15 protein-coding genes are annotated in these 15,155 nt (G+C 63.0%); 9 read left to right on the top strand and 6 right to left on the bottom strand.

The annotated features are described in order from the left end of the window. Window positions 1-7 precede the first annotated feature (7 nt). Entirely contained in the window at window positions 8-1,654 is a 1,647-nt protein-coding gene (aliA, locus tag G7047_RS24800; protein WP_166311001.1) for a cyclohexanecarboxylate-CoA ligase, read from the top strand. A gap of 211 nt (window positions 1,655-1,865) precedes the next feature. Here aliA and G7047_RS24795 read toward each other — a convergent pair whose 3' ends face one another. Next, window positions 1,866-3,101: an ABC transporter substrate-binding protein gene (locus G7047_RS24795; protein WP_166310999.1), complete on the bottom strand. Its 1,236-nt coding sequence runs from the start codon at window positions 3,099-3,101 to the stop codon at window positions 1,866-1,868. A gap of 213 nt (window positions 3,102-3,314) precedes the next feature. Here G7047_RS24795 and G7047_RS24790 point away from each other — a divergent pair, with 213 nt between their 5' ends. Beyond that, the gene (locus G7047_RS24790; RefSeq protein ID WP_166310997.1) at window positions 3,315-4,088 is read left to right on the top strand and encodes a ferredoxin--NADP reductase; all 774 of its coding nucleotides are present in this window, start codon (window positions 3,315-3,317) and stop codon (window positions 4,086-4,088) included. A 251-nt stretch (window positions 4,089-4,339) separates the two neighbouring features. Here G7047_RS24790 and G7047_RS24785 read toward each other — a convergent pair whose 3' ends face one another. Both G7047_RS24785 and G7047_RS24780 read right to left on the bottom strand, forming a co-directional pair. Then, window positions 4,340-4,645 (bottom strand): hypothetical protein, encoded by a 306-nt coding sequence (locus G7047_RS24785; RefSeq protein WP_166310995.1) that lies wholly within the window; start codon window positions 4,643-4,645, stop codon window positions 4,340-4,342. 218 nt (window positions 4,646-4,863) lie between these two features. Further along, window positions 4,864-5,820 (bottom strand): YihY/virulence factor BrkB family protein, encoded by a 957-nt coding sequence (locus G7047_RS24780; RefSeq protein ID WP_166310993.1) that lies wholly within the window; start codon window positions 5,818-5,820, stop codon window positions 4,864-4,866. Between the two features lie 101 nt (window positions 5,821-5,921). Here G7047_RS24780 and G7047_RS24775 point away from each other — a divergent pair, with 101 nt between their 5' ends. Next, window positions 5,922-6,443, top strand: coding sequence for a shikimate kinase (locus G7047_RS24775; protein WP_166310991.1), 522 nt, complete (start codon window positions 5,922-5,924; stop codon window positions 6,441-6,443). On the opposite strand, the gene G7047_RS24770 is transcribed toward G7047_RS24775, so the two are convergent. Further along, the gene (locus tag G7047_RS24770) at window positions 6,444-7,145 is read right to left on the bottom strand and encodes a GntR family transcriptional regulator (RefSeq protein WP_166310989.1); all 702 of its coding nucleotides are present in this window, start codon (window positions 7,143-7,145) and stop codon (window positions 6,444-6,446) included. Here G7047_RS24770 and G7047_RS24765 point away from each other — a divergent pair. The 4 genes from G7047_RS24765 to G7047_RS24750 all read left to right on the top strand — a co-directional run bounded on the left by G7047_RS24765 (window position 7,144) and on the right by G7047_RS24750 (window position 11,176). After that, window positions 7,144-7,311, top strand: coding sequence for a hypothetical protein (locus G7047_RS24765; protein WP_166310987.1), 168 nt, complete (start codon window positions 7,144-7,146; stop codon window positions 7,309-7,311). The genes G7047_RS24770 and G7047_RS24765 overlap by 2 nt on opposite strands. A gap of 36 nt (window positions 7,312-7,347) precedes the next feature. Beyond that, window positions 7,348-8,778, top strand: a complete 1,431-nt coding sequence (locus tag G7047_RS24760) for an aldehyde dehydrogenase (protein WP_166310985.1) — start codon at window positions 7,348-7,350, stop codon at window positions 8,776-8,778. 256 nt (window positions 8,779-9,034) lie between these two features. Beyond that, entirely contained in the window at window positions 9,035-9,943 is a 909-nt protein-coding gene (locus G7047_RS24755; RefSeq protein ID WP_166310983.1) for an NAD(P)-dependent oxidoreductase, read from the top strand. A 249-nt stretch (window positions 9,944-10,192) separates the two neighbouring features. Continuing rightward, window positions 10,193-11,176 carry a tripartite tricarboxylate transporter substrate binding protein gene (locus tag G7047_RS24750; protein WP_166310981.1) on the top strand — a complete coding sequence of 328 codons (984 nt, stop codon included), beginning with the start codon at window positions 10,193-10,195 and terminating at the stop codon, window positions 11,174-11,176. A gap of 18 nt (window positions 11,177-11,194) precedes the next feature. Here G7047_RS24750 and G7047_RS24745 read toward each other — a convergent pair whose 3' ends face one another. Then, a complete protein-coding gene (locus tag G7047_RS24745) occupies window positions 11,195-12,094 on the bottom strand; it encodes a LysR family transcriptional regulator (RefSeq protein WP_166310979.1) in 900 nt (299 codons plus the stop codon). A gap of 172 nt (window positions 12,095-12,266) precedes the next feature. Here G7047_RS24745 and G7047_RS24740 point away from each other — a divergent pair, with 172 nt between their 5' ends. Further along, window positions 12,267-12,701 carry a sel1 repeat family protein gene (locus G7047_RS24740; RefSeq protein WP_166310977.1) on the top strand — a complete coding sequence of 145 codons (435 nt, stop codon included), beginning with the start codon at window positions 12,267-12,269 and terminating at the stop codon, window positions 12,699-12,701. Window positions 12,702-12,901: 200 nt separating this feature from the next. Then, complete coding sequence (locus tag G7047_RS24735) at window positions 12,902-14,821, top strand: ATP-binding protein (protein WP_240939255.1); 1,920 nt, start codon at window positions 12,902-12,904, stop codon at window positions 14,819-14,821. On the opposite strand, the gene G7047_RS31565 is transcribed toward G7047_RS24735, so the two are convergent. Further along, window positions 14,822-14,947 (bottom strand): IPTL-CTERM sorting domain-containing protein, encoded by a 126-nt coding sequence (locus G7047_RS31565; RefSeq protein WP_371813902.1) that lies wholly within the window; start codon window positions 14,945-14,947, stop codon window positions 14,822-14,824. Window positions 14,948-15,155: the final 208 nt, after the last annotated feature.

Genomic DNA, 15,155 nt, shown 5'->3' with positions numbered 1-15,155 from the left:
ACAAGCCATGGAGTTCGATGCCGTTTTGCTGCCCCGCCGCCGTGCCCGCATGCTGGAGCAAAAGCTCTGGCACCAACGTACGATCAACGATGCGCTTGATGCCTGCGTTGCAACACATCCCGACAAGCTCGCGCTCACGGCGCTGCGCGTGGAATCCGGCGAGCGTACGCAGTTCACCTACCGCGAGCTGGCGCGCATGGCGGATCGCATCGCCATCGGCCTTGCCAGACTCGGCGTGCGAAGCGGCGATGTGGTCGCATGCCAGTTGCCCAACTGGTGGCAGTTCACGCTCATCTATTTGGCCTGCTCGCGCATCGGCGCGGTGATGAATCCGCTCATGCACATCTTTCGCGAGCGCGAACTCTCGTTCATGCTCGGGCATGGCGAGGCCAAGGTGTTCATCGTGCCCCGCCAGTTTCGTGGCCATGATTTCGAGTCGATGGCGAACGGGCTGAGGGCGCAATTGCCGCTGCTCGAACACATCGTGGTGGTCGATGGTCAGGGCGAAAACAGCTTCGACGCGCTGCTTTGCGCACCGTCATGGGAGCACGACCCCGATGCCAAGGCCATCCTCACCCGCTCGCGACCCACGCCCGACGATGTCACGCAGCTCATCTACACCTCGGGCACCACGGGTGAACCCAAGGGCGTGCAACACACCGCCAACACGCTGATGGCCAACATCGTTCCGTATGCGGAGCGCCTGCATCTGGGTGCCGATGACGTGGTGCTGATGGCCTCGCCCATGGCCCACCAGACCGGCTTCATGTACGGCCTGATGATGCCCATCGTGCTGCAGGCCAGCGCCGTGCTGCAGGACATCTGGGACCCGCAGAAAGCCATCGCCCAGATCCGCGAACAAGGCGTGACGTTCACCATGGCCTCCACACCCTTCCTCACCGATCTCTCCAAGGCCGTGGCGGCCGACGGCGGCGGCATTCCCAGCCTGCGCACCTTCCTGAGCGCGGGAGCGCCCATTCCCGGCGCACTCGTGGAACAAGCCCGCGCCGCGCTGGGCGCCAAGATCATCTCGGCTTGGGGCATGACGGAAAACGGCGCCGTCACCACCACACTGCCCGAAGACGACGATCAGCGCTCAGTGCAGACCGACGGCCACCCGCTGCCCGGCGTGGAAATCCGCATCACCGACATCGACGGCAGCGCCCTGCCCGCAGACCACGAAGGCAAGCTGATGCTGCGCTCCTGCTCCAACTTCGGCGGCTATCTGAAACGTCCACACCTCAACGCCACCGACGCCGACGACTGGTTCGACACCGGCGATCTGGCCCGCGTGGACGCCAACGGCTACATCCGCATCACCGGCCGCAGCAAAGACGTGATCATTCGCGGCGGCGAAAACATCCCCGTGGTGGAGATCGAATCCCTGCTCTACCGCCACCCCGACATCCAGCACGCCGCCATCGTCGCCTATGCCGACGAACGCCTTGGCGAACGCGCCTGCGCCGTAGTGGTGCCACGCGAAGGCGCAACACTGAGCCTCGAAGGCCTGCGCGCCTTCCTGCAAAAGGAACGCGTCGCGCTTCAATACATTCCCGAGCGCCTGCACATCCTCGCCCAAATGCCAGCCACCCCTTCGGGAAAAATTCAGAAATTCAAGCTGAGAGAACTGATCCAAAGCCGAGACGCGGCCTGACCACCAACACGAGCGAAGCGAAGTGCCGCACACACCTCTTCAAAACTGATTTCCGGCGGTTGTCCGAGCGGAGCGCGCAAGCGCGCAGTCGAGTTCTGCCGGATGACTTCAACGCGCGTTTTGGGTTACCTTTTGCGCGCAAGCAAAAGGTAACTCCGCCGCCGGGCGGAACTCCCGGCCCCCGTAAACAACGCCCCAGCAGGAACAAAAATCAGTTAGCAGAAGCAGGCCGCAACTTCTTCACGTCCTCATCCGAAGGCTGAAAATCCTTCCCATCCGCATAGTGATAATTCACCAGCACCCCCCGCCCCAACTTGGCGTCATAAGCCGTCTTCCCGATGTAAGCCCCCATCGTCGACTGATGATCCTGGGCGCGATAAGTAATACGCCCGAACGGCGTATCCACCTCCAGCCCCTTGAACGCCTCCACCAGCTTGGCAGTCTCCGCACTACCCCCCGTCTTGCGCAGCCCCGCAGCAATCGACTGGATCGCGTTGTAGCCAACGATGGTGCCCAGACGCGGATAGTCCTTGTACTTGGCCTGATAGGCCTTGAGGAAGGCAGTGTGCTCAGGTGTGGCAATCGAATACCAAGGGTAGCCCGTCACCGTCCAACCCACCGGCGCCTCTTTTTTAAGCGGATCAAGATATTCCGGCTCGGCGGTGAGCAGCCCAACCACCTCGCGGCCCGTGAACAGGCCACGCGTATTGCCTTCGCGCACGAACTTGCCCATATCAGTCGCGAAAAGCACGTTGAAGATCGCATCCGGTTTGGAGTCGGCCAGCGCCTGCACGACGCTGCCCGCGTCGATCTTGCCCAGAGCGGGGGCCTGTTCGGCGACGAACTCGATGTCCGGCTGCTTTTCCTTCATGAGCTTCTTGAAGGTGGCGACCGCTGATTGTCCGTATTCGTAGTTGGGATAGACAATCGCCCAGCGCTTCTTGTTGAGCTTGAGCGCCTCGGGCACGAGCATGCTGACCTGCATGTAGGTCGAGGCGCGCAGGCGGTAGGTATAGGGGTTGCCGTCGGCCCAGACGATCTTGTCGGTCAGCGGCTCGGAGGCGAGGAAGAAGCGCTGCTTCTGCTTGGCATAGTCGGTGAGCGCCAGGCCCACGTGGGAGAGAAAGCTGCCGGTGAGCACATCGATCTTCTCGCGCGCATAGAGCTCCTCGGCCGCGCGCACGGCGTCCGCCGGGGTGCCGTTGTCGTCGCGGATGACGAGCTGCAGCTTCTTGCCGGCCACGCCGCCGGCCTTGTTGACCTGCTCCACGGCCAGCTCCATGCCCTTTTTGTAGGGCTCGAGGAATGCGGGCTGGGCCTTGTAGCTGTTGATTTCACCAATCTTGATGACCTCTGCAGCGTAGGAATGCGATGCCAACACACAGGCCGCGACTGGAAGCGTCAGATGCCATTTCGACCATTTTTGCGAGCTATTGACCCCGGTCATCGTCATTCTCCTTATCACTAATTGATCTCAAAACAAGGCCTTGCAATGTACCCGGAAGTTAGTATTTATCCGAAAATAACGTTGTAATCAGTCCGCGAGGTCCACTGCCAAGAGCCAGGCAACCAGTTTTACCCAAGCTCTCAGTTTCCAAGCGTGTTTTTATCGGCAGGCATTGTTTTTTTCCTGTCCCTGTTTATTCGCGATCCAACGAACATGAGTGCATTTCTCGAAGAAACCGTCCTCTCGGTACACCACTGGACGGACCGCCTTTTCTCCTTCACCACTACGCGCGACACGTCGCTGCGTTTCTCCAACGGCCATTTCACCATGATTGGCCTGAAGGTGGACGGCAAGAACCTGCTGCGTGCCTACTCCATCGCCAGCCCGAACTACGAGGAACACCTCGAGTTCCTGTCGATCAAGGTGCCGGACGGCCCGCTCACATCGAAGCTGCAGAACATCAAGGTCGGTGACACTGTCATCGTCGGCAAGAAGCCCACGGGCACGCTGCTGATCGACTATCTGCTGCCCGGCAAGAACCTGTACCTGATCGGCACCGGCACCGGCCTCGCCCCGTGGCTGGCCGTGGCGCGCGATCCCGAGACGTATGAGCAGTACGAAAAGGTGGTGGTGGTGCACGGCGTGCGCCACGCCAACGAACTGGCTTATCAAGACCTGTTCGAGAAGGAACTGCCGGAGCACGAACTGCTGGGCGAAATCATCAAGGACAAACTGGTCTACTACCCCACGGTCACCCGCGAGGAGTTCCGCAACCACGGCCGCATCTCCACTCAGATCAACGAAGGCAAGTTCCCCCAGAACATCGGCCTGCCCGACCTGAACCCCGAGACCGACCGCGTCATGCTCTGCGGCAGCCCGGCGATGCTGTCTGAACTGAAGGAACTGCTCGAAAAGCGCGGCTTCAAGGAAGGCAACACCACCACGCCGGGCGACTTCGTGATCGAACGCGCGTTCGTCGAGAAGTAAGCAGCAATAAAAAACGGGAAGCCAATGCTTCCCCAGACCATCAAGGCGCCGCTTACCCCGGCGCCTTTTTGCTTTGCAACCGAGCCCACCCCAACGCGGAGATGGGGCGCCAGACGAAGCGTCGCCGACCCAGCAAACAATACTTCGGTATGGCAAGGAGGTGCAACGATGGATCGCGCCCCATATCCACGCCTGCAAACGATGGGCCCATCGACACCAAAGGCTGCTTCAACACAAAGAAAAGCAAAAGCCTAACGAGCGGTCAGCTTGACGGATCCAACAGGGGAAATGCCCAGGCCCGAAGTGGAACTCTGTGCGATTCCGCTTCCGGCAAAGCTGTCCATGTGCTCCGGCGCTTGTATGCCCTGCGCCGCGGCAGGCGAAGCAGAAAGCCCCTTGCGGATGGACTCCTTGGCGGCGGTGACGGGCGATGTGCCGGCCGCATGGGCCGTGCCCACGCCCGGCATCATCATCCAGGCACCTGCCAGCGCACCCATGCATGCCACCAACGCAACGATGGCGACCCAGAGCCAGCGTGTGGACACGCCGGCTGACATGGGTGGCGCCACTGGCGCAGTCGAGTTCAAATCCATGGACAAAAGCAAGAAAAATGATCCTGAGAAGAAGAATTTATATTTGCCTATAACCTTTAATAGGCAATAAACAATCAACTGGCGCAGAGATTAATGGTCAATCGTGACAGTTTGGGCAGAACCCACCGTAAGTGAAGTAAGCAGCTGTGTACGCCTTTTCCCCCGCTTTGTGCCTAGGGAAACTACGAGGCCACTGTTTCCCCCAAGGTAGAAGGGGCTTGACTGCTACTATTTTTCTTCCGCAGCTTGTCTTCTTCCTCTTCTTGCAAGGCGCGTGCCACGCTTGCTGCAAACAGCAATACGGCGGCAGAGAAATACATCCACATCAAAAGCACCACCAGAGAACCGGCCGCGCCGTAGGCCGACACCACAGCGGCGGTTGACAGATAGAACGCCAGAGCCTGCTTGCCACCGGTGAACAAGATCGCGCCCACAAATGCACCTATCCACAGAAAGCGCAGGCGCGGCGCGGCAGGGCCGCCGATGCGCATCATGCCGACAAAGAGCGCCATCGCCACGCCGAACGCGATCAGCTCGTTGACCAGCTGCAGCAGCATGCCCGAACCAAAGGGCAGCCACGCACTCGCCCATGTTGCGATGATCTTGATGACGGTGGACACCACGAGCGAGATCAGCAGCAGAAAGCCAATCGCCATCACATAGGCCAGCCCGCGCAGGCGCAGCGAGGCCATGTTCCACCAGGCCGGTTTCTCGGTCTTGGGCGGCTCCTTGCCCGCATACCAGAGGCGCTGCAGCGAGGTCTGCAGCTCCACGAACACGCCCGACGCACCCGAGAGTAGCAGCACGAAACCAGCAATCGAGGCGAACCAGCCCTCGGACGGATTGCGCGCGCTCGACAGCGCCATACGCACCACTTCCGCGCCGCGATCACCCACCACGCTGCTGACCTGCGCGAGCAGGTTGGACTCCAGATACGACTGGTCGATCCACCAGCTCAGCACGCCCACCAGCACCAGCAGCAGGGGCGCCAGACTCAGCATGCCGTAGAACGACATCGCCGCACTCATGCGCAATCCATCGGCATCCAGCCACGGGCGCACCGCCCGGATCAGCGGCGAGGCGACCGCCATGCCATGCTTGCCCCAGTCGATCACGCGCTGCTTGAAAGAAGAACTCATGCATGCATTGTGGCCGCGTCTGCTTGCCCTCACATGTCAGAGCAGGCCGACAAGGCCTATAAACTCGGGTCATCAGACAAGAACAGGACCTCTCTTTCACCATGCGCAAGCGCTGCTCGTTGGTCGGCATGCCCGGCTCCGGAAAATCCACGGTTGGACGCCAGCTCGCGCGCCGTCTGAATGTGCCCTTCATCGATCTGGACCAGCGTCTGGAAGAAGTGCTCGGCTCCACGATCCGCCAGTATTTCGAGGAAAAAGGCGAGGAGGCCTTCCGTGAGCGCGAAGCTACGCTGCTGGCCGAGCTGACCAGCACACCCGGCGACATGATCCTGTCGACCGGCGGCGGTGCCGTGTTGCGCGAGGACAACCGCACCAACCTGCTCGCAGGCGGCGGCAGCGTGATGTACCTGCGCGCCTCGCCCGACGAAATTTTCAAGCGCATCCGCCACGACAAGACCCGCCCGTTGCTGCAGGTGGCCAATCCGCTGCAGCGCCTGCGCGATCTCTATGCCGTGCGTGATCCGCTGTACCGCGCAGCGTCGCACTACGTGATCGAGACCGGGCGGCCCACAGTGAACACGCTGGTCAACATGATCGTGATGCAGCTCGAGATGGACCAGTGATCAACGCGAGAGGTACTTGCCCTCGTAAATGCGCCGCGCCTGCAGCATGTGGCCAAGCGCGAGTTCCAGCAGCGCTTCACGATCACAGCGCTCGATGGCCGTAACCATCTGCCCATGCTCCTCGCAGGCGCGCGACAGCGCCGACTGATCGGTAATGGCATAGGCCCGCGCCGGAAAACTCAGCCAGTCGTGCAGACGGATCGACTCTTCGATGTAGGGGTTGTCGCAGAGGCCAAAGAACAAGCGATGGAACGCCATGTTGGCGCGGTGGATCGCGATCAGATCACCAGATTGCGCGGCCTCGGCATGCAGGCCTGCAGCAGCGCGGACGGCCGCAAGACGCGCATCAGCCACCGGCAGCGGCATGGCCTCGACGGCGGCGCGGTGCAGCACCGAGCGGAAGTGATAAAGCGCCTCCAGACTCTCGGCATCGAAGCGCCGGATGCGCGCGCCGATGTGTGGCGGCTTGACCACCACGCCGAGACGCTGTAGCTCGACGAGCGCCGCGCGCACCACGTGGCGCTTGGCGTCGTAGTCCTCCATCAGGTGATCCTCGATCAACCGCGTGCTCGGCAGGATGATGCCGCGGATGATGTCGGTCTCTATGGCCTCGATCACGGCGGCGACCTGCGGCGGCAGCTCGGCGTGCGGAAAAACGCCCAAGTCCTTGTGGGAGGTTTTGCGTGAGGAAGAAGGCGTCATGTTGCTTGCGTTGGATGTCCAGATGCCGGATGGCTTGATCGTTCGGCGTGTCTGCGGCAATCCGAAGTCGTTTGCCACGCGGCTCACCATCCGCATTTTTATCAATAATTTCATCATCAAAATCGGCGACAACGTGCTTGTTGAACTTCGCCGCAAGCCTCCCTAGACTGCGCCTGCTTTCACAGAATTTCCCAGGACAGTCATGGCTTCCAGCAACACCGAACTCATCAGCACCAACCCCGCCACCGGCGAAGAGATCGCACGCGTTGCGATCACCTCCATGCAGGAACTCGACGACGCCGTCGAGCGCGCCTGGCAGGCCTTCCACCACTCGGGCTGGAAGGAACTGCTGCCGCACAAGCGCGCCCTCATTCTCAACAAGATCGCCGACGGCCTGGTCGCAGAAAAGGAATCGCTCGCGCGCCTGCAGATGGCCGACAACGGCAAGCCGCTCGGCGAATGCCGTGGCATGGTGGAATCGGCCATCGGCACCTTCCGCTACTACGCCGGAGTCTGCGAAACGCTGGAGACCGACGTGACGCCGTCGCGCGGAGATTATGTCTCTTTCACGGTGCTGGAGCCGTTCGGGGTGATTGCGGCCATCACGCCATGGAACTCGCCGATCATGAACGACGCGACCAAGGTGGCACCCGCGCTGGCCGCAGGCAACGCCGTGCTGCTCAAGCCCTCGGAAGATTCGCCGCTGCTCGGCCCCGAGCTGGCCCGCATCGCGCTCGCCGCCGGTCTGCCCAAGGACCTGCTGCAGGTCGTGCAGGGGCGCGGCGCGGACGTGGGCGCGGCGCTGGTCGCCCACCCCGGCGTGCGCATGGTGTCGTTCACCGGCGGCACCACCTCGGGCCGCGCGATTGCACGCGTGGCAGGTGACAAGCTGATCCCCACCGCGCTCGAACTCGGCGGCAAGTCGCCGCACGTAGTGTTCGCCGATGCCGACCGCGAACACGCCGTGGCCGCCGTCATCGCGGGCATCTTCGGCTCGGCAGGCCAATCCTGCGTGGCCGGTTCGCGCCTGTTCATCGAAGAGAGCATCTACGACGAAGTGCTCGCACAGGTCGTCGCCCGCGCCAAAGCCATCCGCGTGGCCGCGCCCGATGCCGACGGCGTCGAAATGGGCCCGCTCGCCTCGTTCCACCACCGCGAACGCGTGGCCCGCTTCGTGGACCGCGCCCGCGAGGAAGGCGGCCGCATCCTCTGCGGTGGCGAGGTGCCCACGGGCGGCGTGTTCGACCAGGGCGCGTACTACCTGCCCACCGTGATCGACGGCCTGGCCTACGACGCGCTCTCGTGCCAGGAAGAAGCCTTCGGCCCGGTGCTCGTCGCCCTGCCGTTCAAGGACGAGGCCGACCTGATCGCCAAGGCCAACGGCACGGCGTTTGGTCTGGCCTGCGGCATCTGGACGGAGAGCTTCAAGAAAGCCTGGCGCATCGGCCGCGCGCTCGAAGCGGGCTCGGTGTGGATCAACACCTACAAGCAATCGGTGACGAGCACCCCGTTCGGCGGGTTCAAGAACAGCGGCATCGGGCGCGAAAAGGGCATCGATGGCATGAAGCTCTACGCCCAAGTGAAGAGCATGTATTTCGGCCTGCACGAACAACCACTCGCGGTCGCAAAGTAGGCACAAGCAGTAGGCACGAGCAAAGCGAAGTGCCGAACACACCTCTTCCAATCTGACTTCCGGCGGTTGTCCGAGCGGAGTGACGAAGGAACGCAGCGAGTTCCGCCGGATGACTTCAAAGCGCATTTTTGATTACTTTTTGGGCAAGACCAAAAAGTGATTGCCCCGCCGGGGGCAGTCCCGGCCTCCGCCCTCAACGCTCCGACAAAAGCCAAAAATGAAAACCGGCCCCACTCACAACCCAATTCAAGACAAGATGACACAACAACCAACCAACAACCCAGTCGCCATCTACGGCCTAGGCAACATGGGCTTCCCCCTCGCCGAACGCATCGGCGCAAATTTCGCCACACAGGTGTTTGACCTCGACACCGCAGCCCTAGCCCGCGCCAAAGAAAAGTTCGGCGGCGTCGCCATCACCTCGCCCGAAGACCTGAAGAACACCCACATCGTCGTGCTGTGCCTGCCTACCCCGACCATCTCGCTGGCCGTGCTCGCGCAGATCGCGCCGCAACTGCCGCGCGGCGCGGTGGTACTGGAGACCAGCACGGTGAACCCCGAGCACATCCACGCCGAGCAAAAGGTGCTTGCTCCTTTCGGCATCGACGTAGTGGACGCCTCCATCATGGCCGGTGTCGGCCAGATGGTCGCTGGTTCGGCATCGCTCGCGCTCGGCGGTGACGAGCAGGCGATTGCACGCGCACAGGGCGTGCTCGACGCCATCGCCACCAAACAGGTCTACTTCGGCCAACAAGGCGCAGGCGCGGCGGCCAAGGTGATCAACAACGCCGTCGCGCACGCCGTGATGGTCGTCGTCGCCGAAGCCGGAGCCATGGCCACGGCCTCGGGCGTGGATTGCCAGAAGCTCATCACCCTGCTGTCAGACGCGCAAATGGGCCTGCACCGTCCACTCACCTATCGCTACGCCGACCGCATCGTCAACGGCGACTACGCAGGCGGCATGCCGCTGGACGCCGCCCGCAAAGACTCCGTCCTCGCCCTGCAACTGGCGCAAACACTGGGAGTGCCGCTGTTCGCGATCCAGGGCTCGCACAGCGTCTACGACATGGGCGTCGCCGCAGGCCACGGCCGCGATGACTATGCAGCCGTAGCCAAGCTATGGGCCGACTGGGGATGCCCAACGGTTCCAACGAAAAAAGCATAAGAACAACCGTCTCGCAGATTCCAGATCGCAGTTTCGGAATTCCGACAGCGGGCAACCGAAGTGTTCACGCTGCAAAGATCCACCGCCACAACGGCGAGACAGGGTTTGAGACGAGGCGTCGCCAACGCAGACAGTACTTCCGTACGGCAAGGAGGCGCAACGAAGGATCAAGCCCTGTATCGCCGCCTCAGCACGACCAATCATCGAAGCCGCAAGGCTTCGCCACACCAAAAAACCAAGGAGAACAAAATGTCCATTTCCTTCAAGAAATTTTCCCGCCGAGCTATGACGTTGGCTGTTGGCGCGCTGACCATTGGAGCCGCTACTAGCTCATGGGCAGCATGGCCGAATGACAAACCCATTGAACTGGTCGTCGGTTTCGCCGCCGGCGGTGGCACCGACATCACGGCCCGCACAGTGGCTCAATTTCTGACCACCAAGACCGGCGCGCGCGTCGTCGTAGTCAACAAGGCGGGTGCCTCGGGCGAGATCGGCCTGGCATACGTCGCCAAGGCAAAACCCGATGGCTACACCCTCGGCATGACCAACATGCCCGGCCTCGTGACGCTGCCCATCGAGCGCCTCGGCAAGGGCCAGTTCAACAATGCCGACTTCGCCTACATCGCCAACATCGTGCGCGACCCCAGCGCGTTCAGCGTACTGGCTTCGAGCAAGTACAAGAACCTGAACGACCTGATCGCCGATGCCAAGGCGCGCCCCGGCGAGATCACCTACGGCTCGACCGGCGTGGGCACGGACGATCACCTCGCGATGGTGCTGTTCAGCCGCCTGACCGGTGCCAAGTTCAACCACATCCCCTACAACGGCGCGGGTCCGCTGCGCACCGCCGTGCTCGGCGATCAGGTGGTGATCGGCGGCATGAATCTGGGCGAAGTGATGCCGTTTCGCGAGAAGGTGCGCATCCTCGGCCAAGCCAGCCCCGAGCGCGCCAAGCTCGCTCCTGATGTGCCGAGCTTCAAGGAGCAGGGCGTGAATCTGGTGTTCAACTCCGAGCGTGGCATCGTCGCGCCCAAGGGCATTCCCGACGAGGTGAAGACCAAGCTCACCGAAGCCCTGCGCGACATCGCCAAGGACCCCGAATTCCAGAAGCAGATGACCAATCAGTTCACCGAAATGGACTACCTCGAGGGCGATGCGTGGAAGGCGCGCCTGGACAAGCAGACCGACGGTTTCAAGACCATCTGGGCCGAGTCGCCCTGGTCGGACAAGTGAATCGAGCAGTTTGACCGCTCACGGCATCGCGCCCAGATGCGTGAGCAGGCTGCGCATCGGTGCAGACAGCTGTGACCAGTCGCGCCAGCACAGGCACAGGTGGCGCTGTGCCCACGCGTCCGTCAGCGGAATGATCTGGCAGGGATGCTGGCGCTTGTAGCGCCGCGCCACACCAATCGGCAGAATGCCCACGCCGATGCCGTGCGAGACCATTTCGCAAACGCCCTCGAAGGTCTTCATGCGGATGCGCAGCGCGATGTCGCGTCCCGCGCGGCTCGCGTGTTCCGCGATGTGTTCCTGCAGCGCATTGCCGCTCGCCAAACCGACGAACTGCTCGCCGAGCAACTCGTTGAAGGCCACCGACTTGCGGCCCTCCTGCACGAGATGATGCGTCGCAGGCGCGATCAGCACCAGATGGTCCCTGACCAGCGGCTGCAGTTGCAAATCCAGCCCCTGCGTCTGCACCACATCGGAGACGATGCCCGCCTCGATCAGCCCGCTCGAGATGCCGTGCGAAATCTCCGTGCTGGTGCGCTCCTTGAGGTCTACCCGCAGACGCGGCTTCGTCGCCAGCCACGGCGCGAGCTGGCGCGGCAGATATTCGGTGAGCGCCACCGTGCTCGCATAGAACACCAGCGTGCCGCGCGAGCCTTTGGCGAAATCGCTGAGCTCGCTTCGAAGCAATTCCTGCTGCTGCAGGATGCGCCGCGCATGGTGCGCAAGCGCCTCGCCCGCTTCGGTGGTGACCACGCCGCGCGGTCTGCGCTCGAGCAGTTGCACGCCCGCGTCTTCCTCGATGCTGCGAAGGCGTTCACTCGCCGACGCCAGCGCCAAATGAGCGCGCGCCGCGCCCTGCGTGATGCTGCCGGCATCCACCACGCAGAGAAACAGGCGAAGGTCGGACAGATCGAGTCGCATGGCGGGTGCTCTTTCAGAGGAGATGAAACGTGAATTCCCAGAATGTCGCGCCTTCGGCCCAACCGAAGGCTCGCGGCAAACAACCGCATTGTGCCAAGCGGCCTGAGTCGATTCAATCCACCCCCATGAGCAGTCCTTTCCGGACTGTGCAATGCAAGGAAAGGAACCGGCCATGCCAACGCCCAAGCTCACCTCCCACCCCACAGGCTCGCACCTGGTGCTGCTGGCCCTGTGCACCGTGCTCGCGCTGTCGCGTGGCATTTCGCTCGTGGGCGATGCACAGGCTGCTGATCTTGCAAGCTCGCCCACACACTCGCCCGAACAGGTCTACCAAATGGCGCTTGAGGCGCGCACCGAGCGCGACTACCCCGCCATGCTGCGCCTGCTGCGCGAGGCCGGTGATGCGGGCGAGGTCCGCGCACAGGAGCTTCTGGCAAGCGTGCTGCTCGTCGGCCCGGGCCTGTACGGCAATGCGGTCACCACCGATCCCTGCGAGGCCAGCCGCTGGGCGCACCGCGCGGCGATGCAGGGCAGTGAAGTGGGTAAGCACCAACGCGTTCTGCTCAATGGAATGCGTGATGTGACGGGAGGCTGCGCAGCGGTCTGATGGCGCCCGACCAGGGTGCGTGCGGTGTTTCGAATAGGTGCAACCTCCATGCAAATTCACCTGTTTGGGTGATAGGCAAGCCGCGCGGCTTGTCCTAGCATCGGCAGCATTCCGAATTGCCAATGCCCCGCCGTGAACACTCGAACACCCGCCCCACGCCCCCCTGACGAGACCGCTGCACGCCACCAGAGAGTAGTGCGTTGACGCGCTGGCTGCGCCATTGGCTGGTTCTGTGTCTGATGGTTCTGGCGGGATCGATGGTGCCCGCATGGGCAGCAGAAAGCGCCTCGAATACCTGCAAACCACGTGTGTTGAATGTCGAGGTGGCTCAAGCTGCTGGTGACGGCAGCGTCCGCCCCACCCAGGGCTGGGTGAGCTCCAAGGTGCCCGATGCGATGAATCGGCGCTGGCCCGGCTACGACGGCTCGGCCTGGTATCGCATCGATTTCGACGCCTCGGGCTGCAGCGTGCCGGTGGCGCTGGGCATCGACGGCATCGGGGTTGCGGGCGCGGTGTTCATCAACGACGATCTGCTGTGGCGCGACTCATCGCTCGTGGAGCCGTTGTCGCGCAGCTGGAATGTACCGCGATGGTGGGTGCTGCCCGCCTCGTCGCTGCATGCGGGTGTGAATTCCGTGTGGGTGCATGTGGTGGGGTTGAGCGCCATCTGGTCCGGTGTGGGCGCCTTGCGACTCGGGGATGAAGCCACTGTGCGCGCACAGTTCGAACACGCGCAATGGCACCAGCGCACGATCTATTCCATCAACGCCGTGCTCTGCGGTATGGCGGGCCTGCTGTTTGTGCTGGTCTGGCTGCTGCGCCGCAAGGAGCCTGCCTACGGCTGGTTCGCGCTGATGTCGCTGGCTTGGCTGGCCTACCTCAGCACCTATCTCGCCGCATCGCCTTGGCCGTTTGCCGATTCGATCATGCGCTCGCGCGCGTCGATGGTGGCGCTCATTGCCTACGTGTTCGGCGCCTGTCTGTTTACCTTCCGCTATGGCGGGCAGCGCCTTCCCAAGGTGGAAAGCGCGCTCTGGGTGTTGGCTACCGTCGGCTCGGCTGCCTCGCTGCTCGCGCCGCGTGCCGACGCCGCCGCCTGGTGGAACGTGATCTGGCAAGGCGCGATGGCGGTGTTTCTGCTCAATGCGCGGCAATTCCAGTGGCATGTCTGGCGCGGCCCACGCGAGCGGCCACGTCGGCGCAGCGACATGCTGCTGGCCCTGGTCTGGCTGGTGTTCGTGGTGGTGGCGCTGCATGATCTGAGCGGCATGCTGGGCTTCTGGGAAGTAGCGCGCAACTGGGCGGCGCTGAGCGGCCCGCTGATCATTGCGCTCATCATGCTGGTGCTGGGAACGCAGCTCGTGCAGGAAATACGCGGCGTGGAGCGCTTCAACCGCGCGCTGGCCGATGGCATTGCCAACGCCCGCACGGAACTCACGCAGGCCCAAGAGCGCGAACACGCGCAGGCGCTGCAAAATGCGACGCTGCAAGAGCGCGTGCGCATTGCGCACGATCTGCACGATGGACTGGGCGCGAGTCTGGTGCGCGGCATGGCGCTGGTCGAGCAGGCCAGTGAGCCGCTGCCTAACGGGCGCGTGCTCTCCATTCTGAAGACACTGCGCGACGATCTGCGCCAGATGATCGACTACAACGCCAGCGGCGGAGCCGATGCCGCCATCCCCGACACGCCTGTGCAATGGGCCGCACCGCTACGCCACCGCTTCACTCGCATCTTCGACGAGCTGGAGGTGGACAGCACCTGGAACGTCGCGACGCAATGGCTGGATCCGGAACTGCGGCCAAGCGCGCTGCAAAGCCTCAACCTCTCGCGGCTGGTGGAAGAAGCCCTCTCCAACGTGATCAAGCACAGTCGCGCCACCAGTGTGCGCGTGCGCTGCGAGCAACCCAGTGTCGAGGGCTTCGTCGTCTGCGTGGAAGACAACGGCGTGGGCTTCGACGTCGCCGCTGTGCAGCAGCAACACACGAGCGTAGGCATGCGCAGCATGACGGCCCGCACCGCACGCATCGGCGGCAGGCTCAGCGTAGATTCGGGCGCCTGCGGCACGCTGGTGTCCGTGGAGATTGCGCTGAGCCGATCAACGCTGGCAAAGAGTGCATGATCACCTCGGCACACCGCTCTGTCTGCGGCGCAGCGCGGCCGAGAGCGATGCGATACCCCACTGACCCAACGTGGGAATGGGAGCAGCCGTGTGCAAAACAGCCGGTCTGCCCGTGATGACCCGCATGTAGGCCTGTGTGCCAACAGCACCAGCGGCCACCATGCTTGGAGTGCCGGCAGTCGGGGCCGTGGTGCCGCTATGCTGGTGACGGGCTCGAAGATCGCGGACAGCGTGTGATCCGTCGCCACTGCGCCGAACGGATGGGTGTCGCCATTCACCGGATGGCCGCCACTGGCGTTGTCAAAACCACAGATTCACAACCGAATCCGGCTCG

This window comes from Diaphorobacter sp. HDW4A, from assembly GCF_011305995.1.
Taxonomy (GTDB): Bacteria; Pseudomonadota; Gammaproteobacteria; order Burkholderiales; family Burkholderiaceae_C; genus Diaphorobacter_A.
The sequence above is the reverse complement of the archived record's forward strand: the minus strand, read 5'-3'. Positions and strand labels throughout refer to the sequence as shown.